The sequence below is a fragment of the Microbulbifer salipaludis genome (genome assembly GCF_017303155.1).
Taxonomy (GTDB): Bacteria; Pseudomonadota; Gammaproteobacteria; order Pseudomonadales; family Cellvibrionaceae; genus Microbulbifer; species Microbulbifer salipaludis.
On the sequence record NZ_JAEKJR010000002.1, the window covers coordinates 1,238,740 to 1,257,150 of the forward strand.

The window sequence follows — 18,411 nt, forward strand, 5'->3', positions numbered from 1 at the left end:
GAATTTGGTATGACCTGCTTGGTGCGCCGGTGATAGTTTACCGGCAACAACAAAATAACACCGGAGGCGGTTGCCGGGGCTGTGGTCCACCGCAGCCAACTGTGCTCCGCACTGAGCGAGAAGGTCCTTATTTATGGCGATGGTCGAATCGGATCAGGAACTGGGTTTTGACCGGGAGTACTCCCTCAAGGCCGCATTCACCCGGGATACCGGACGGGTTTTCCTCACCGGCATTGATGCACTGGTGCGTCTTCCGCTGATGCAAAAACAGCTGGATGAACAGGCTGGGTTGAACACTGCGGGCTTCATTTCCGGTTACCGGGGCTCTCCTCTGGGGGGCTATGACCAGACCTTGTGGCGGCACAAGAAGCTGCTGGCGGAACGGGACATCCATTTCGAGCCGGGCATCAACGAAGACCTGGGAGCGACTAACATCTGGGGCACCCAGCTGCTGGATCACTACCGCCAGCAGGCCACACGGGATGGGGTCTTTTCCATCTGGTACGGCAAGGGGCATGGTGTAGACCGCAGTGCCGATGTATTCCGCCAGGCCAATATCCAGGGCACCTCGAAGCTCGGTGGCGTGCTGGCCCTGTGCGGCGACGACCACACCGCTGAATCCTCCATGTTTTCCCATAACACCGATCAGATTTTCGAATCGGTGATGATGCCGCTGCTGTTCCCGGCCACCATTGACGAATACCTGACGCTCGGCCTCGCCGGTATTGCGCTGTCGCGCTTCTCCGGGCTGTGGGTCGGGTTCAAGACCATCACCGAAACCGTCGAATCCGGTGCGTCCATTGTGGTGCCGCCACCGCCGAATTTTGTTTTACCGGAGTCTTTCCCTGTTCCGGCCCATGGCCTCAATTACGACCCGCATCTCAACTGGCCGGCAGAGCGTATGGAATACGAGCGCCGCATGTTGGAGGAGCGCCTGCCGGCGGCAAAAGCCTTTGCTTACGCGAACGGGCTCGACAAAACCATTGTGGATGCGCCACACAAGCGGTTTGGCATTGTCACCGTGGGCAAGGCACACGGGGACCTGCTGGAGGCACTGAAGCTTCTGGACTTGAGTGAGCAGGATCTGCTTGATGCCGGTATCTCCATCCATAAGGTCGCCATGAGCTGGCCGCTGGAACCCCGCGGTATGGGCGAGTTCGCCCGCGGTATGGAGCGTATCCTGGTGGTGGAAGAGAAGCGTCCGCTGGTAGAAGACCAGATGAAAAACCTGTTCTACAGTTGGGCCGACAGCGACCGCCCGAAAGTAGTAGGCAAGAAAGACCTGGAAGGCAATGACCTGCTGCCGGCAATCTGGGGCTTTGGCCCCGACCAGGTGGCGAAGGCCATCGCGCGCTGGCTGGCGGACACCGAGCTCGCGGCAAAGCTTGTACCCCTGGCGGAAAAACTCGGCAGTGATGTGCTGTCAAAAGCTACTGGTCTGCTTGCCCGGGAGCCGATTTTCTGCGCCGGCTGCCCGCATAACAGCTCCACCAAGTTGCCAGAAGGCAGTACCGGCAGTGCCGGCATCGGCTGTCATATCATGGCGCTGGGTAAAGGGCTGCGCACCGATACCTACTCGCATATGGGCGGCGAGGGTGCGCACTGGGTGGGGTTGCACCGGTTTTCCAGTGACAAGCATATTTTCCAGAACATGGGAGATGGCACCTACAACCACTCCGGCCTGCTGGCGATTCGCCAGGCAGTGGCAAGCAGCATCAATATCACCTACAAGATCCTGCTGAATGACGCGGTTGCCATGACCGGCGGCCAGCCGGCAGACGGTGAAGTGACGGTGCCCACCCTGTCTCGGCAACTGCTGGCCGAGGGTGTAGGGCAGGTGTGCCTGGTCAGCGAAAACCCGGACCACTGGCAAGACAATCGCACTCTGCTGCCTGCGGAACTGCAGATTTTCCACCGCGATGCCCTGGACGAAGTGCAGCGCAAATTGCGCGATACCGCCGGTGTTACCGCCATTATTTATGAGCAGGTGTGCGCGGCAGAAAAGCGCCGCCGTCGCAAGAAAGGGCAGATGGTTGACCCCGCCCGTCGCCTGCTGATCAATCATCGCGTGTGCGAGGGTTGTGGCGATTGCAGCGTGCAGTCCAGCTGTATCGCCGTGGAGCCGCTGGAGACCGAATTCGGCCGCAAACGGCAGGTGAATCAGTCCAGCTGTAACAAAGACATGCGCTGCGCCGATGGCTTTTGCCCGAGCTTTGTCAGTGTCGAAGGCGGTGAGCTGAAAAAGCCCGCATTGAAATCGCTTGCGGAATCCATTGATGAAGCGAGCCACGGCCTGGCGGATGCGCCCAAGCCACAACTGGATCAGCCGTTGAGTATTCTGGTCGCCGGTATTGGTGGCAGTGGTGTGCTGACCGTTGCGGCGTTGCTGGGCATGGCCGCACACCTGGAAGAGAAGGGTAGTACCACGCTGTATTTTACTGGCCTCTCGCAAAAGAACGGTGCCGTGGTGGCGCATGTGAAAGTGGGCAATGCACCACAGGACATTACCACCGCGCGCATTCGCGACGGGGCCGCCGACCTGTTGCTCGGGTGCGATATGGTGACGGCCGCAGCGCAGCGCGCCAAGTTTGCCAGTGGCAAAATGAAGGCACTGGTCAACACCGCAGAAGTGCCTGTTGCAGCCTTTGTGCGCAATAACGAGCTGGCCTTTCCCGCGGAGGAAACTACGCAGAGTATCGAGAGCGTGGCCGCAGAGTATTTTGCCTTGGATGCGAACCGCTATGCGGAAGCCTTGTTCGGCGATACAGTGGCCGCCAATCTGATGATGCTGGGGTATGCCTGTCAGCAGGGGCTGCTGCCGGTGTCCCAGGGCGCGATTGAGCGTGCGGTGGAGCTCAACGGTGTCGCGGTGGAAAACAACCTGCGCGCCTTCCGGGCTGGCCGCTTGTTAGTGGAGAACCCGCAGGCGATCAACCAGCTGCTGAGCCCGTCCCAGGTGGTGAAGTTGGTGGAGCCGCAAGAGAGCACCGAGCAGTTGGTGGCACGGCTGGCGAAGGAGCTGAGCGAATACCAGAGCCCGGCGTATGCGCGCCTTTTTACCCGCGCGATCGAAAAACTGACCCGTGCAGAGCGCAGGCTGCCACACGCGGGGGATTCCCTTACGCGCACCGCTGCTCACAGCCTGTTCAAGGCGATGGCCTACAAGGACGAGTATGAGGTGGCGCGCCTGTACAGTGGTGCGGCGTTCCAGCGCCAGCTGCGTGAAACCTTCACGGGGGATTACAAGCTCCAGTTTTTAATGGCGCCGCCACTGTTGGCGCGGCCTGATGCCGGCGGCCGTGTGCGAAAGATCGCGCTGGGTCCCTGGCTGGCAAAAGTATTGCCGCTACTCGCGAAGGGCAAGGTGCTGCGTGGTACGCCACTGGATCTGTTTGGCTACACGGCGGAGCGGCGGCAGGAGCGACAGTGGGCGCGTGAAGTGCGCGCATCGGTACTGGATGTAGCCGCGGCCCTTGGTGCTGGTAACCTGGAGCAGGCGAAAGAGATGCTCGCACTGCCACAGCAGGTGCGCGGCTATGGTCATGTGCGTGCGGCAAAGTATGCAGCGATCCTGCCGCGCTGGAAGGCACTGCGGGCACGTTTCCAGGATGGAGGCAGTGGCCGCACTGTGGCGGCGGATGGCGTTGTGACTGGATAGCGCATTATGGCTGGATAGCAGGTACTGGCTACTGGATAGCGATAGCCAAGTGTGGCGCAAAAAAAATCCCGGATGATCTCCGGGATTTTTTTTTTGACTGCTGCAGCAATTCTGGATAGGAGTGCCGGTATGGTTTAACTGGGTCTTACCGAGAGAAAGGGGTTGATCACCTTTCCCCAAAACCCAGTCAGGGCAACGGGCGCTTCCACTACAGACAGGCACAGGCACTCTTGATCCTGAGTGGCCGTTGGGCGATGAACCTCGCCGGGCTCGCGTACCAGAAAATCGCCAGTGGAGTAAACGCCGTCGGCATCCGAGAAGCTGCCGTACAGCACCATAGTGATTTCCTTGCCGCGGTGATCGTGTTCGGCCACCTTGCTGCCCGGTGCAATACGGTGAAACGCCACCTCGTGCCGGTTTTGCCCGGTGGTCAGGCGAGCCTCCTTGAGTCCCCTGGAGAGTCGACGCCACGACAGCACCGGATTGGTGGTGAGGAGCTTCTCAACAACCGGTGGTACAGCGGCAAAAATCGGGTCGCGTTTGGCCTTACGGCTGCGCGTGCCGGCGGCGTTTGCCGGGCGCTTCTCGTTCTGTTGCTCTTCAGGCTTGGGCTCTGCAGAGCTGGTGCCAGTTTCCTCGTCAATGCGCGCCATCAGTCGCGCAAAGCTGTCCTCTGGTGCTGGCGCAGCCGTGACCGGCTCGCTGGCTGCCAGCAGGGTGCCACCGATGCCGTTGAGGAGTTTCATTTGTGCCGCGCACTTGGGGCAAAGCTGAACATGGGCGGAAACTACCAGGCTGTGGGCCCAGCTCAGGCTGCCACTGGCGTATTCCAGCATCATGTTGCTGTCGGGATGGTGATGAATCATGGCTCCCTACCTGACAATGGTGTTTTGGAGTTTCTTCAGTGCCAGTCGTACCCGGGACTTAACTGTGCCCAGGGGAAGACCAAGCTCTTCTGAAATTTCGCTGTGTGATTTACCTTCCATGTACGCTTTTTCGATTACATGGCTCTGTTCCGGCGGCAGCTCCTGCATGCCGTTGGCGACCGCGCGCTGGCTTCGGGACTGCTGGAGGTATACCAGCGGCTGATCGTCCTGGCTGTCGTCCCAGATGTCTTCGACATTGAGGCTGTCATCCGTGTCTGGTTGCCGCCCTCGGCGACGCATCGCATCAATGCGGCAGTTGCGCATGATGGTGAATATCCAGGTGCTGGCAGCGGCCTTGTCCGGATTGAAGCTCGGGGCCTTGCGCCAGACGCGAAACATAACCTCCTGCACCAGTTCGTCGGCGGCCTCTGGCGCCGAGCTCTGGCCACCGCGACTGAACTGGAATCCCTTGATAAGAGGGGCGAAGTGGGCAAAAAGGCGCTCGAATGCCCGGCGGTCGCGGTGCTCGCCCACTTTCACCAGGAGACTGCTCCACTCGTCGTCTCTTGTCTGCTCTGAAGCCTGCACGATTTTTGACTCGCTGTTTCTGCGTTCCGTTGTCAACATTGTACCCTCATCACTGTACCGGTACTGGCCTCTTGCGCGAATGGATTTGATCTCTGTCGGTGCTACTTACGCTGGGAATCTCCGGCTGGATCAATACAGGCCCTGTTTTTGTCGAATTAGGCTTGTCGGCTTAATTGTCGGCGGGGGAATGTAATCTGAATGACGTACGATGGCGTATTCGAGACCGTCCATTCATTAACTATCGTTCGAGGCGCTTTCTCGAGCCCGGAATCAAAATGGCGGCACTATGGCAGCATTGGTAAAACGTATAAAACTCCTGTATTCCGACTTTTTGGCGGCAGATACCGACTCAATCGCTGAAGTTTATGCAGAAAACGTGGTTTTCTCGGATCCGGTGCACCGTATTGAGGGGCTTGCCAATATGCAGGCGTATTTCGCCGGCGTGGCCCAGAACCTGCGGGAGTGTCGCTTCGAGTTTGACCAGACGCTGGTGGATGGAAACACCGTCAATCTTTGGTGGACCATGCACTACCGGCACCCTCGTCTTAGCGGCGGAGCACTGCTGCAGCTGCGGGGCGCTTCACTGCTGAGCCTCGATCTGGAGACGGACCGGGTGCTTACCCATGAAGATATCTACGACCTTGGCGCCATGGTGTACGAGCAGGTGCCTGTGCTGGGCGCGGTGTTGCGCTACGTAAAGCGCGGGATTGCGGAGAGTGGTGCACAAGGTGGCCGGTAATGTCGAACGTGCTGTAAAGCCGGCTTGGGCGTACAGGGAAATGGGAGGTGGCTATGTCTAATGCAATGGAACCGTCCGCGAAAAAGACTATCTGGGTTACCGGCGCAAGCTCGGGCATTGGTGAGGCGCTGGTGCGCGCCCTGGTGGCGGAGGGGCACTTCGTCATCGTCAGCGGCCGCAACCGCGATGCGCTGCTCAAGGTGCAACAGTTGGACCCGAAGCTGATTCGGGTGTTGAGCTGTGATGTGGGCGATGATGCCTCCATGGCAGAGGCGGGAGTGGCCTTGCGTGAAATCACCGACCAGCTGGATACGGTGATTGCCGGGGCTGGCACCTGCGAGTACGACGATGGACTGACACTGGATATCGACAGCTACCGCCGGGTATTTGATGCCAATTTTTTTGGTGTGGTGAACACCCTGCGCGAGGCGCTGCCACTACTGAGCAATGCACGCTCGCCCATTTTTGCGGCGGTGGGCAGTCTTTCGTCGGTGGTGGGCTTCCCGCGCGCCGAGGCCTACGGTGCATCGAAGGCGGCGCTGCAGTACTTCATGGATGCACTGAGAGCAGATACATCCCAGGTGCCATTGCGCACGGTGCTGATCCGACCTGGTTTTATTGACACGCCGCTGACACAAGAGAATGATTTTGACATGCCATTTTTGATGTCGCCGGACGAGGCAGCGCAGCGTATTCTGGCTGGGCTCAACGGCAACAAGGCGGTCATTGATTTTCCCCGGCGCCTGAGCTGGCCGCTGCGCATGCTGGGGCTGTTGCGGCCCATCTGGTTTGGTGTGTGTGCACCGCGTATGACAAGAATTAAAAAGTTGAGGAGAGGTGCATGAACGTCGCCATCATCGGTAGCGGTATTTCCGGATTGACCGCAGCTTACCTGCTGAATCAGCAACACGAGGTCGCTTTGTTTGAGGCAGACCAGCGCCTCGGGGGCCACACGGCCACCATGGATGTTATGGAGGGCGGCCGGTTGCTGTCCATCGATACCGGGTTTATCGTGTTCAATGACTGGACGTACCCCAAGTTCATTAAATTGATGGACGAGCTCGGGGTGCAGTCTCAACCCACGGATATGGGGTTCAGCGTGTCTCGCTCCAAATGCGCCGACACTGGCGCGCGCGAGTTTGAGTATGCAGGCAATAATTTTAATTCGCTGTTTGCCCAGCGACGTAACTTGCTCGACGGTGGTCACTGGCGGATGCTGAAGGACATCGTGCGCTTCAATCGGGATGCCGTCACAGACTGGCAGCGGGGAGACCTGGGGTCTTCCATGACACTGGGGACCTACCTGGAGAACAATGGTTACTCTGCGGAGTTTTCATCCCGCTACCTGATTCCCATGGGCTCTGCCATCTGGTCCGCGAGCATGTCCAGAATGCTGGACTTTTCCGTAGATTTCTTTATTCGCTTTTTCTACAACCACGGCTTGCTCAATATCTTCAACCGCCCCCAGTGGCGAGTGATTCAGGGTGGCTCGCGCCGCTATATTGAGCCGCTCACCCGTAGCTATGCCGACAAAATCCATCTCTCCTGTCCGGTGCAGAAGGTGGTGCGCCATGCACAGGGTGTAACGCTGGAATACCGTGATCGGAGCGGGCAGGTGCAGCAGCGTGAATTTGATCAGGTGGTATTTGCTTGCCATTCCGACCAGGCACTGGCAATCCTGGGTGACGCCAGTGCGCAGGAGCGTGAAATTCTCGGTCAAATACCCTACGAAAAAAATTCTGTGGTTCTGCATACGGATACCAGCCTGTTGCCCCGCCGGCAGAGCGCCTGGGCCAGCTGGAACTATCGTCTTCAGGGCGAGCACGATCGCCTGCCGGTACTGACCTACAACATGAATATCCTGCAGCGGCTGGATGCGGAGGAAACCTACTGCGTGACCCTGAATGCCGATGATGCGATTGATGAGCAGAAGGTAATCGGGCGGTACGAGTATGCGCATCCGCAGTTCTCGGTCAATGGTAATCAGGCGCAATCCCGCTGGGGTGAAATCAACGGCGGCAACAAGACCTGGTTTTGTGGCGCATATTGGGCCAATGGTTTCCATGAAGATGGCGTGGTCAGTGCGGTGCGCGTAGCCAAGGGGCTGGGGGTCGATTTTTGATGCGCAGCGGCCTCTATACCGGTTGGATTCAGCACCGCAGATTAAAACCTCGCGAGCACAGCTTTCGCTATCGCGGTTTTATGGTGTACGCCTTCCTGGATGAGCTGCCACGTATTCTCTCGCAATCCTGGCTTTGGTCGGCGCGGCGCGGAGCACCCGCACGCTTCTGCCGCGAAGATTTTTACGGTGATCCAAGCATCCCTCTGGACAAAGCAGTGCGTGACCGGGTGTGCGAGGAGGTGGGAGTGCGCCCCGGTGGCCCTATTGCGCTACTCGCGAACTGGCGCTATTTCGGTTACAACATGAACCCGATCAGTGTGTATTACTGTTTTGATCACGCCGGTGAGCATATCGAGTATCTTCTGGTGGATGTGCACAACACGCCGTGGAACGAACGGCATGGCTATGTGTTGGATATGGCGTCACAAGGGCGCGTGCAGCGTGCCGAGTTCTCCAAAACGCTGCATGTTTCGCCGTTTATGCCACTTGAGCAGAGTTATCTGTGGCGCAGCACTTTACCGGGGAAAGCACTTACGGTGAGTATTCGTTCGGTGCAGGACGGCGAGCGGGTGTTTGACGCCTGTATGCACCTGCAGCGGGAGGAAATCACTGCGGCCACGCTCCGCAGTAAGTTGATCCAGTTTCCCATGCATACCGTAAAAATCATCATGTCGATATACTGGCAGGCGCTGAAGTTGTTTATCAAGCGCATACCTGTTCATACGCATCCGGAAAAGCGCCAGCTTCCCGGCGAGTGATCAGCGTTGCCAATACCCTTAAAGAGTAAGAACAATTATTGAGTTGGAGAGCAGTTGATATGAAGCCAGGATACAAGTCGGTCGCAATTGCTGGAGCGGAAACGCACACTGCAGAACGCAGTTCTGGTCGGGCACCCGAGGCGCACACCACCCGGGATGCAGCGCGCAGTGTGGCGCACACATCGAAGGGGCGCGATCGCACTGACTCCTGGTTTGAACGCCTCGCCAGAAAGCTGGTGCTGCAAAAACTGCAGGGCGTCAGCGTTGGCACTCTTTACGTTCACGAGCATTTCGAGGCGGGCGCTACCCAGTCTGAACTGTCCAGCGATCCTGTTGTGCATATGTTCGGCGGCGCTGGCACTGAAGCGTCTCTGGAAGCGCATATTCATGTCGTAGACCCTTCAATTTATACGCAAGTGTTGTTGAACGGCTCGATCGGTTCCGGTGAAGCGTATATGGATGGTGCCTGGTATTCGCCGGACCTGGTCGCAGTGATCCGCTTGATGGTCGCCAATATGCATCTGCTGAACAGCATCGATTCCCGCTGGAATATTTTCAACAAACTTGCCCTCAAGGCCCTGCACTGGATGAATGGCAACTCGTTGCATGGCTCACGCCGCAATATTTCGGCGCACTATGATCTGGGTAATGACTTCTTCGGCCTGTTCCTCGACCCCACCATGCTGTACTCGTCTGCGGTCTTTCCCAGTAAGGAGGCCAGCCTTGCCGACGCATCGGAGTTCAAGCTGGCGAGAATTTGCCGCAAGCTGCAGCTCAAGGAGTCCGATCATCTCCTGGAAATTGGTACCGGGTGGGGCGGCATGGCCGTCTATGCGGCGAAGAAGTTTGGCTGCCGGGTGACCACCACCACTATTTCGAAAGAGCAGTACGAATATGCCAAGGCCTGGGTGGCGCGCGAGGGGCTGGAGGACAAAGTTACCCTGTTGCTGAAGGATTACCGTGAGCTTGATGGTCAGTACGACAAGATTGTTTCCATCGAGATGATCGAAGCGGTAGGGCACAAGTATTATCGCGAGTTTTTTTCACGCTGCAGTGCGCTCCTGAAGCCACATGGGTTAATGGTGATGCAGGCCATTACTATCCAAGACCAGCGTTTCGAACAGTACAAGAACAGTGTTGATTTTATTCAGCGCTACATATTCCCGGGCGGTTGCCTGCCGTCCAATCAGGTGGTGGCAGATAACATCGCTTCCCATACCGATATGCAAATTGTCGGGCTGGATGACATTACTTTCGATTATGCAATGACACTGCGTGCCTGGCGTCAGGCCTTCTTTGAGCGCATCGACGATGTACGCCAGCAGGGTTTTGATGATCGCTTTATCAATATGTGGGATTTCTATTTCTGTTACTGCGAGGGTGGCTTCCTCGAGCGGGTGATCAGCACGGCGCAGTTCACCTTCGCCAAACCCCGTTGTACTACCTTGCCGCCCGTGCACTGATCCCGTGGATACGGTGGCCAATTCCCAATCCCGTTCACTCAGTATCGGCAAGCTGTTCGTCAGTGGTCTCGTGTTTGAAGGGGTGTGGCTGGTTTGCGTATTGTCGCCAGGCGTGACCGTGCTGGCGGCGGTCACTCTGGCAAACCTGTTTCTCCATCTGTGGCTGTTCGATCTGCAGGCAGCCCCGGGTCAACGGAAAAGCTCCGTTGTTCGCACGCTCCTCTGGGTGGCGCTTGTGGCGTTATCGGGCGGTGCGATGGATGCGCTGCTGTTTCACTTTGGGCAGTTTGCCACGTCCGCGGAGTTCCGGTTATTGCCGCTGTGGCTGGCATTTCTGTGGGTGAATTTTTCTCTGGCACTTCGGTTCGCGTTTCGCTTTTTACAGCGCAACCTGTGGGTGGCGGCCCTGTTTGGCGCTACCGGCGGGCCCCTGAGTTACTGGGTGGGCGCAAAGATTAACGGTGATGTCATTTTGGCGCAGCCAGTGGTGGCCACCGTGCTGCTGCTCGCGCTTTTGTGGGCGGTTTATTTACCGGTGCTGATGGCCTGTGCGCGCTCGTCAGTGTTTTCCGGAAGCCTGGTTTTCCGGAAAGCCGGTTTTCCGCAGAGGTAATTCAAGGAGGTAGGCATGGCGAGCTGGTTGGCAGTAGCGGCACTCTCGGTGGCAGGTTGCACCGCACCGGATGATGTTCAGCAGGCGGCCATGGTGGTCGGGCAGGCGAGGGCAGTGGAAGGTGTCGGAGTGGAAGCGCCCGAGGTACGCTATTGCGAGTACTTTATGCCACAATCGTCCGGTAGCCTGCGTGTGGTCTACTATCGCCCTGAGGGGCCCGCGGGGAGCAAAATCGCCGAAAAGTGGATTACCGAGGGGGAGGGCGCTTCCGGCATATTACAGCGTGCGCGCCCCCAGGTTTCTCAGGAAGACTTCCGTATGGGTGAAGTGCGGCAGGCCAGTCTACTTCCCGAGGGCTGGAAGCTGCGCTACAAACCCCGCACCGGAGCAAAGTTTCGCGATGCCACCTTTGCCGAGGGGAGGGTGGATGTCGTAGACGCTGGGTTCGACGCGTACGTTCGCCAGCACTGGCAGGCGCTGACTCGTGGCGAGAAGCTCGAGTTTGAGTTCGCATCGCCGGTGCATGGGCGCACCGTCGGTTTGCGGGCCGCAGCGGTTCCCTGCCAACGGCAAGAGGCGGACTTGTGCATCCGCGTCGATCTTGCGCAAGCCTTCCTGCGCTGGATCGCCGGCGGAGATATCTATCTGGAATACGTAATCCAGCGCACCGAAGGTAAAACGGAACCTCGCCTGTTGCGCTTTGTCGGGGTGACCAACCTGCTGGATGACGGTGGTGATTCCCAGCGGCTGGTGCTGGATTACTTTTACCGTGAGTGATCCGGCTGATGCCGGCCAACCGCCTTTCGCCTAACGATCTGATCTAACCCGCCTCCCGCTTATCCCAAAATCACTTGGCGCGCTTATCTACTGTCGTCTAAACCTAATGTAGATGCAGACGACAAGTGAGGTGATATGCGCCAATGAAGTACAAATTCATAGCCGCTGTGGGCTTGGCCACAGCAACTCTGTGCGGGTGCGCCTATCAGCAAGAACAGGTGTATGGCGCGGGCAATATCGTGATTGACACCTACGGCGTCAACATGCGCCAGTATCAACTGGACCTGGCGGACTGCAAGACTATGTCGATGGCGGCGCGCAATGATGCCGGTCGCCGCGGTGTCACCCGCGCCGCCGGTGGCGCATTACTCGGCGGTGCGCTGGGCGCCATCATCGGCGATACCAGCAGCGCGGCCGCGGCCGGGGCGGGTGCCGGTGCGTTGCTCGGCGGTGTCAGCGGCGTCGGCAGTGCACACACAGAGCAGAATTACATCACGCGCAATTGCCTGCGCGGGCGTGGCTATCGCGTCCTGAACTAATCATTTTTCGGCAAACCACAGGATGTTGCGCCGGGCTTTATGCCCGGCTTTTTTGCGTCCGCAGAGGGGAGTCTCGGGCAGTACCATCACGCACAAAAAAGCCCGGAAGTCCGGGCTTTTTTGTGCGTTTACTGAGGGGTGATTACTGCCCCAAAGTGAACAGCTGGGTGTTGCCGCCCGTTGCCACGGTGTTGACCGTTTTGGTCTTCTCGTTGGCGAAACGGAACAGGTAGTGAGGGCCGCCGGCCTTGGGGCCGGTGCCAGACAGGCCCATGCCGCCAAACGGGTTGACCCCAACCACGGCGCCTACCATGTCCCGGTTGACGTAGCAGTTGCCCGCATCCACTCGCTTGAAGATGGCGCCGGCGCGGCCTTCGATACGCGAATGCAGACCGAAGGTCAGGCCGTAGCCGGTGGCGTTGATGCGGCGGATCACATCTTCCAGCTCTTCAGCCTTGAAGCGCACCACGTGCAGGAACGGGCCGAAGACTTCGCGCTTGAGCAGATCGAAGTTTTCGATTTCCACCACTTGCGGGCCGAAGAAGGTGCCGCGCTGCGGGCGCTTGGCTTCGTCAAAGGCAAACAGGGGCTTGGCTTCCTGCTGCATGCGCGCGCGGTGCGTTTCCAGCAGGCCGAGGGCTTTTTCATCGATGACTGGGCCGATATCGGTGTCGAGTTTCGATGGGTCGCCCAGGGTCAGCTCGTCGCAGGCGCCTTTCAGCATGCTCAGCAGGTTGTCTGCAATCACATCCTGAACACACAGGATGCGCAGCGCGGAGCAGCGCTGGCCGGCACTGAGGAACGCGGACTGGATCACGTCGTCCACTACCTGCTCTGGCAATGCGGTGGAGTCCACGATCATCACGTTCTGGCCACCGGTCTCGGCAATCAGCGGCACGATGGGGCCGTCTTTGGCCGCCAGCTGCATGTTGATGTGCTTGGCGGTTTCGGTGGAACCGGTAAAGGCCACGCCGGCAACCCGCGGGTCATCCAGCAGGGGTTTGCCCACCGCCGCACCGGTGCCGGTAATCAGGTGCAAGATTTTTTCCGGTACACCGGCTTCATGCATCAGCTGCACGGCGCGGTGTGCAATGCACGGTGTCTGCTCGGCGGGTTTGGCGAGAACGCCATTACCCGCTGCCAGGGCAGCAACCACCTGGCCGGTGAAAATTGCCAGCGGGAAGTTCCACGGGCTGATACACACGAATACACCGCGCCCGCACAGGCTCAGTTCGTTGCTCTCGCCGGTGGGGCCGGGCAGTAGTGTGGGTTCACTGAAATGCTTGCGCGCGCCGTTGGCGTAGTAGCGACAGAAGTCGACGGCTTCGCGGACTTCGGAGATGCCGTCGTTCAGTGTACGGCCGGCTTCGCGGCAGATGATTGCCACCAGCTCGTTCAGGTGCTGCTCGTACAGGTCGGCCACTTTATCCAGAATGTCGGCACGCGCGTTGCCGCCCAGGCGGTTCCACGCGCGCTGGCTGTCGGCGGCGGCGGTAAACGCCTGGTCGATCTGGGCAGCGTCGGTATCCGCGGTGTGGCCCACGGGTTCGCCGCTGGCCGGGTTGACTACGGTCTGCTCGCCCTTGCTGGCGACGCCGTTGACGATCGGGCCACCGGCCCAGGAGGCTCCGGTGGTGGCCGCAACTGCCTGTTGCATCGGCTCGACCGCAATGGGGTCGGTCAGCTCGATGCCGTGGGAGTTCTTGCGCGGCAGTGCTTCGTGGCCGATGTAAATATCGGCGGGCACCGGAATTTCCGGGTGGCGGTAGGGGTTGCAGGATTCGCTTTGCTTGAGGGTGTCCTGCACCAGCTCGCTTACCGGGGTCTTCTCGTCCATAAAACGGTTGACGAACGAACTGTTCGCGCCGTTTTCCAGCAGTCGACGAACCAGGTAGGGGAGCAGGTCCTTGTGTGCACCGACCGGCGCGTAAACCCGCACCGGCACACGCTTGCCATGCACGGCTTCAATCTGGTCGTACAGCAGGTGACCCATGCCGTGCAGGCGCTGGAACTCGTAGTTGTCGGCGTTACCCGCCAGTTCCAGGATCAGGCCCACGGTGTAGGCGTTGTGGGTGGCGAACTGCGGATAGATCGCATCGCGGGCGTCCAGCAGTTTCCTTGCGCACACCTGGTAAGACAGGTCGGTGTGGCACTTGCGGGTGTACACCGGGTAGTCGGTCAGTCCCATCTGCTGGGCGTGCTTGATCTCGGTATCCCAGTAGGCACCTTTTACCAGACGCACCATCAGTTTGCGGCCGGTGTCGCGGCCGAGGGCAATCAGCCAGTCCGCCACGTGCGGGGAGCGCTTCTGGTAAGCCTGCAGCACAAAGCCGAGGCCCTGCCAGTCTTTCAGTTCCGGGGCGCGGGCGAGAGCCTCAAAAATATCCAGCGAGATATCGAGGCGGTCGGCTTCCTCGGCGTCGATGTTCAGGCCCATGTCGAACTTGGCTGCGGCGAGGCACAGTTCCTTCACTCGCGGCAGCAGCTCATTCATTACCCGTTCGCGCTGCAGTTCGCTGTAGCGGGGGTGCAGGGCCGACAGCTTGATGGAAATACCATTGGCTTCCACCACGTTACGCAGGTCCGGGTCTTTCTTCAGGTTGTCCGCGCCGATGGCTTCGATGGCCATCATGTAGGCGTTGAAATAGCGCTCCGCGTCGGCCATGGTGCGGGCGCCTTCGCCCAGCATGTCGAAGGAGAAGCGGGTGCCGGGCTTGTTTTCAGCAGGGCCGCGCTTCAGGGCTTCCTTGATGGTGCGGCCCAGTACGTACTGCCCGCCCATGATTTTCATGGCCTGCATCATGGAGGTGCGGACCATGGGCTCGCCCATGCGGCTGACCAGGCGCTTCATCCAGTTGGAGGGCTGCTCGGTAATGTCCGGGTCCAGCTCCACGATGTTGCCGGTGAGCATCAGGCCCCAGGTGGAGGCATTGACGAATAGGGAGTCGGACTGGCCGCGGTGACTGGACCAGTTGCCGGAGTGGACTTTTTCTGCGATCAGCTTGTCGGCGGTGTCGGCGTCCGGCACCCGCAACAGGGATTCCGCCAGGCACATCAGCGCCACGCCTTCCTTATTCGACAGGCCGAACTGCTGCAGGAACGCGTCTAAGGTGCCGCGCTTGCTGCGCTGCTCGCGGGATTTGACCACCAGCTGGCTGGCGGTCGCGAGGATCTTTTCCCGCAGGGCTTCCCCGGGGCGGGGCGCGGCGAGGAGCTCACTGACGCACTGGTTTTCGTCGGCGTGCAGGTATTCTCGAGCCTTCTGGCGGGCGTTGTGCAGGTCTCCGGAGAAGTGTGTAGTCATGTGGACTCCCATACTAGAATTGGGTGCAGGATAAAAAACCGGATTATGTGGTAAATGTTCCAGAATTAATCGCCATAATGGGGATCGATGTGGTTAAATATAGGGCTTATCCGCTTAATCACCAGTAGGGTATTTTGTTATGTCTCGGAAGTTGGAAGATCTGGACCGTATTGATCGCCAGATTCTGCGCATTCTGCAGCGCGCTGGCCGCCTGCCTAACGTTGAGTTGGCCCGTAGGGTCAACCTGAGTCCAACGCCCTGTCTCGAGCGCGTGAAGCGCCTTGAGCGCGAAGGGTTTATCCAGGAGTACGTGGCACTGCTGGATCCCCTCAAGGTCGATGCAGGCCTTGTGGTGTATATCCAGGTATCCCTGTCGGATACCGCTACAGGGACCTTGGAAGCGTTCAACAAACATGTTTCCGGTCTCGAAGAGGTTCAGGAATGCCATATGGTGGCCGGTGGTTTCGATTACCTGGTAAAAATCCGTATTAAGGATATGCTCGGATACCGCCGATTCCTCGGCGAGAAACTGGCATCGGTACCGGGCGTTCGCGAAACCCACACCTATGTCGTGATGCAGGAAGTAAAAACCGATACTTCGGTTGCCGTGCCGGACCCCGAGCCCAAGTCGGGCAAGCGATAATCGCAGGACGGAGTGCTGTACCTGAATGCCGTTATTGGAACGAGTTGAGTGAGCCCCGGGGTATCGCATAGCGCCGCCAGTGCCGCCAATCGCCGGGCCACCATGTTGGCCCTGGCTGCGGTGCTGTGCTGGTCCACCGTGGCGAGTGCGTTCAAGCTGTCGCTGCAATACCTGACGCCCCTGCAGCTGGTCAGTATTGCCTCGGTAGTGTCGGCGTTATTTATGCTGGGTGCCATCATCTGGCAGCGGCGCGCCGGTGAAATCCGTGCGAGCTGGCAGCGCAATTACCGCTGGTATATAGCGCTGGGTTTCTGCAATCCCTTTCTTTATTACCTCACGCTGTTTCACGCCTACAAGCTGCTGCCTGCGCAGCAGGCGCAGCCGTTGAATTACACCTGGGGTGTACTTCTGGCGCTGCTCTCGGTGCCGCTACTCAAGCAAAAGTTGCGGCGGCAGGATTTGCTGGCGGGGGCGGTCTGTTACAGCGGGGTGCTGGTGATTGCCACCGGTGGCAATCTGCTCGGGCTGGAGTTCGATGAGCCCCTGGGCGTGGCGCTGGCCTTGCTCAGCACCTTGATCTGGTCCTGCTACTGGCTGCTGAACACCCGTATTGGTGGCAACGCAGCGGTCAACTTGTTCCTGACCTGTTGCTGTGGACTGCCGTGGCTGGCCGGTGCCACTATCTGGCAGGGCTGGGGTGAACCCTGGCAGTGGCCGCCACTGGCGGGCTGGCTGGGGGCCCTGTATGTGGGGCTGTTCGAGATGGGGATTGCCTTCCTGCTGTGGCAGGCGGCGATGATGACCTGCGACAATACGGCCCGCATCAGTAACTTTATCTACCTGTCACCGCCGCTTTCCCTGTTGCTGATCGCGCTGCTGGTGGGCGAGAGAATCCAGCTCGCCACCATTGCCGGTCTCGCACTGATTTTGCTGGGCGTGGCGATACAGCAGGGTGCGCTGAAGCGGCTGTTGCTGCGAAGCGGCGGTTAACCCTTATCCCTTTGTGCAAAAAGAAAATAACCCACAAGGTAAATAACAAGCGACGACCCACAAGGTCACCGCAACTATTGAGAGCGAGGTGAGAAGACCATGAATTTTGAGCTGAGTGACGAGCAACAGATGATTCAGGAGGCCGCGCGCCAGTTTGCACAAAGCGAACTGAAGCCTATTGCTGCCGAGCTGGACAAGACCGGCAATCGCTCGCTGTTTTTGCAAAAGCTCAAGGAGCTGGCAGAACTTGGTTTCATGGGGATCAATATCGATCCGGAATACGGCGGTACTGGTGCCGGCACCATTGCGTTCAGTCTTGCCATCGCAGAAATTGCCCGCGGTTGCGGCTCAACCGCGACCACGACTTCGGTAACCAATATGGTGGCGGAAGTGATTCAGGCGATGGGCACCGACGCGCAGAAGAATTATTTCCTGCCCAAAATCTGCAGCGGTGAGTATGCCGCCGGCTCTTTTTGCCTGACCGAACCCAGTTCCGGCTCCGACGCCGCGGCCATGCGTACCCGGGCAACCCGCGATGGCGATACCTATGTGTTGAACGGCAGCAAGCTGTTTATCAGCAGTGCGGAATTTGCCGGCGTGTTTGTGGTGTGGGCGGTGACCGATGCCTCTGCGGCGAAAGGGAAGGGGATTTCCTGCTTTCTGGTCGAGGCCGGCACGCCCGGCCTGGTGATCGGCAAAGCCGAAGAAAAAATGGGCCAGAAGGCGTCCGTCACCAACGAGGTGGCGTTTGAGGATTGTCGTGTGCCAGCGGCCAATATGCTGGGCGAGGAAAATCGCGGTTTCCGTATTGCCGCCGGTGAGCTGGCCGGTGGGCGAATTGGTATCGGTTCGCTCGCGCTGGGGATCGGTCTGGAAGCATTGGATTGCGCGCGGAACTACCTGCAGGAGCGCCAGCAGTTCGGCAAGCCGCTGGCACAGTTCCAGGGGCTGCAGTGGCAGCTCGCGGACAAGTACACCGAGATGGAAGCGGCGCGCTTGTTGCTGCTGCAGGCGGCCTGGCAAAAAGATGCCGGCCAGCCGTTTGGCCCGGCGGCGTCCATGGCCAAGCTGTACGCCTCCGAAAAAGCCAACGAAGCCTGCTACGTGGCACTGCAGATGCACGGCGGTGTGGGTTATACCCGCGAGTTTCCGCTGGAGCGCATGGCGAGGGATGTACGCATCACTACCATCTATGAGGGCACCAGCGAAATCCAGCGACTGATTATCGCGCGGCACCTGTTAGAGGGCGTGCGTTAATTCGCGAGCTAACCGCTTAAACTTACTGAAAAAGCCCCGGCAGCCGGTGATGTCTGCCGGGGCTTTGTGTTTTTCAACCTATCCGGCGCGTGGC

The 18,411-nt window shown here is 59.1% G+C and carries 15 protein-coding genes; 12 read left to right on the plus strand and 3 right to left on the minus strand.

What is annotated here, in order from left to right:
* The first annotated feature begins 133 nt into the window (after positions 1–133).
* Entirely contained in the window at positions 134–3,658 is a 3,525-nt protein-coding gene (locus JF535_RS10895) for an indolepyruvate ferredoxin oxidoreductase family protein (protein ID WP_207001998.1), read from the plus strand.
* Between the two features lie 134 nt (positions 3,659–3,792).
* Here the strand turns inward: JF535_RS10895 and JF535_RS10900 are convergent, their stop codons facing one another.
* On the minus strand, positions 3,793–4,524 hold the full coding sequence (locus JF535_RS10900) for a ChrR family anti-sigma-E factor (protein WP_207002000.1): 732 nt from the start codon (positions 4,522–4,524) through the stop codon (positions 3,793–3,795).
* Positions 4,525–4,530: 6 nt separating this feature from the next.
* On the minus strand, positions 4,531–5,151 hold the full coding sequence (locus JF535_RS10905; protein ID WP_207002002.1) for a sigma-70 family RNA polymerase sigma factor: 621 nt from the start codon (positions 5,149–5,151) through the stop codon (positions 4,531–4,533).
* A 247-nt stretch (positions 5,152–5,398) separates the two neighbouring features.
* On the opposite strand from JF535_RS10905, the gene JF535_RS10910 reads away from it, so the two are divergent.
* The 8 genes from JF535_RS10910 (at position 5,399) to JF535_RS10945 (ending at position 12,123) form a co-directional block, all read left to right on the plus strand.
* A complete protein-coding gene (locus tag JF535_RS10910; protein WP_207002004.1) occupies positions 5,399–5,851 on the plus strand; it encodes a nuclear transport factor 2 family protein in 453 nt (150 codons plus the stop codon).
* 53 nt (positions 5,852–5,904) lie between these two features.
* Positions 5,905–6,696 (plus strand): SDR family NAD(P)-dependent oxidoreductase, encoded by a 792-nt coding sequence (locus JF535_RS10915; protein ID WP_207002006.1) that lies wholly within the window; start codon positions 5,905–5,907, stop codon positions 6,694–6,696.
* Complete coding sequence (locus tag JF535_RS10920; RefSeq protein ID WP_207002007.1) at positions 6,693–7,973, plus strand: NAD(P)/FAD-dependent oxidoreductase; 1,281 nt, start codon at positions 6,693–6,695, stop codon at positions 7,971–7,973. Before JF535_RS10915 ends, JF535_RS10920 begins: the two co-directional genes overlap by 4 nt.
* Positions 7,973–8,731 carry a DUF1365 domain-containing protein gene (locus tag JF535_RS10925; RefSeq protein ID WP_207003741.1) on the plus strand — a complete coding sequence of 253 codons (759 nt, stop codon included), beginning with the start codon at positions 7,973–7,975 and terminating at the stop codon, positions 8,729–8,731. Before JF535_RS10920 ends, JF535_RS10925 begins: the two co-directional genes overlap by 1 nt.
* 59 nt (positions 8,732–8,790) lie before the next feature.
* Positions 8,791–10,194 carry an SAM-dependent methyltransferase gene (locus JF535_RS10930; RefSeq protein ID WP_207002009.1) on the plus strand — a complete coding sequence of 468 codons (1,404 nt, stop codon included), beginning with the start codon at positions 8,791–8,793 and terminating at the stop codon, positions 10,192–10,194.
* A gap of 13 nt (positions 10,195–10,207) precedes the next feature.
* The gene (locus JF535_RS10935; protein ID WP_207002011.1) at positions 10,208–10,807 is read left to right on the plus strand and encodes a DUF2878 family protein; all 600 of its coding nucleotides are present in this window, start codon (positions 10,208–10,210) and stop codon (positions 10,805–10,807) included.
* A 15-nt stretch (positions 10,808–10,822) separates the two neighbouring features.
* Positions 10,823–11,584, plus strand: a complete 762-nt coding sequence (locus tag JF535_RS10940) for a hypothetical protein (protein WP_207002013.1) — start codon at positions 10,823–10,825, stop codon at positions 11,582–11,584.
* A 143-nt stretch (positions 11,585–11,727) separates the two neighbouring features.
* On the plus strand, positions 11,728–12,123 hold the full coding sequence (locus tag JF535_RS10945) for a glycine zipper family protein (RefSeq protein ID WP_207002015.1): 396 nt from the start codon (positions 11,728–11,730) through the stop codon (positions 12,121–12,123).
* Between the two features lie 142 nt (positions 12,124–12,265).
* Here JF535_RS10945 and putA read toward each other — a convergent pair whose 3' ends face one another.
* Entirely contained in the window at positions 12,266–15,427 is a 3,162-nt protein-coding gene (gene putA, locus JF535_RS10950) for a bifunctional proline dehydrogenase/L-glutamate gamma-semialdehyde dehydrogenase PutA (protein ID WP_207002017.1), read from the minus strand.
* A gap of 139 nt (positions 15,428–15,566) precedes the next feature.
* Between putA and JF535_RS10955 the strand changes: the two genes are divergently transcribed.
* From JF535_RS10955 to JF535_RS10965, 3 genes are all read left to right on the plus strand, one after another.
* Positions 15,567–16,070, plus strand: coding sequence for an Lrp/AsnC ligand binding domain-containing protein (locus JF535_RS10955; protein WP_066964850.1), 504 nt, complete (start codon positions 15,567–15,569; stop codon positions 16,068–16,070).
* 48 nt (positions 16,071–16,118) lie between these two features.
* Positions 16,119–17,060: a DMT family transporter gene (locus tag JF535_RS10960; protein WP_340674166.1), complete on the plus strand. Its 942-nt coding sequence runs from the start codon at positions 16,119–16,121 to the stop codon at positions 17,058–17,060.
* A gap of 99 nt (positions 17,061–17,159) precedes the next feature.
* The gene (locus tag JF535_RS10965; protein WP_207002019.1) at positions 17,160–18,317 is read left to right on the plus strand and encodes an acyl-CoA dehydrogenase family protein; all 1,158 of its coding nucleotides are present in this window, start codon (positions 17,160–17,162) and stop codon (positions 18,315–18,317) included.
* Positions 18,318–18,411 lie beyond the last annotated feature (94 nt).

Bases quoted from the DNA above. Each gene is read 5' to 3' on its own strand.
- JF535_RS10895 (WP_207001998.1), top strand. From the start codon at position 134: ATGGCGATGGTCGAATCGGATCAGGAACTGGGTTTTGACCGGGAGTAC.
- JF535_RS10900 (WP_207002000.1), bottom strand. From the start codon at position 4,524: ATGATTCATCACCATCCCGACAGCAACATGATGCTGGAATACGCCAGT.
- JF535_RS10905 (WP_207002002.1), bottom strand. From the start codon at position 5,151: ATGTTGACAACGGAACGCAGAAACAGCGAGTCAAAAATCGTGCAGGCT.
- JF535_RS10910 (WP_207002004.1), top strand. From the start codon at position 5,399: ATGGCAGCATTGGTAAAACGTATAAAACTCCTGTATTCCGACTTTTTG.
- JF535_RS10915 (WP_207002006.1), top strand. From the start codon at position 5,905: ATGTCTAATGCAATGGAACCGTCCGCGAAAAAGACTATCTGGGTTACC.
- JF535_RS10920 (WP_207002007.1), top strand. From the start codon at position 6,693: ATGAACGTCGCCATCATCGGTAGCGGTATTTCCGGATTGACCGCAGCT.
- JF535_RS10925 (WP_207003741.1), top strand. From the start codon at position 7,973: ATGCGCAGCGGCCTCTATACCGGTTGGATTCAGCACCGCAGATTAAAA.
- JF535_RS10930 (WP_207002009.1), top strand. From the start codon at position 8,791: ATGAAGCCAGGATACAAGTCGGTCGCAATTGCTGGAGCGGAAACGCAC.
- JF535_RS10940 (WP_207002013.1), top strand. From the start codon at position 10,823: ATGGCGAGCTGGTTGGCAGTAGCGGCACTCTCGGTGGCAGGTTGCACC.
- JF535_RS10945 (WP_207002015.1), top strand. From the start codon at position 11,728: ATGAAGTACAAATTCATAGCCGCTGTGGGCTTGGCCACAGCAACTCTG.
- putA (WP_207002017.1), bottom strand. From the start codon at position 15,427: ATGACTACACACTTCTCCGGAGACCTGCACAACGCCCGCCAGAAGGCT.
- JF535_RS10955 (WP_066964850.1), top strand. From the start codon at position 15,567: ATGTCTCGGAAGTTGGAAGATCTGGACCGTATTGATCGCCAGATTCTG.
- JF535_RS10965 (WP_207002019.1), top strand. From the start codon at position 17,160: ATGAATTTTGAGCTGAGTGACGAGCAACAGATGATTCAGGAGGCCGCG.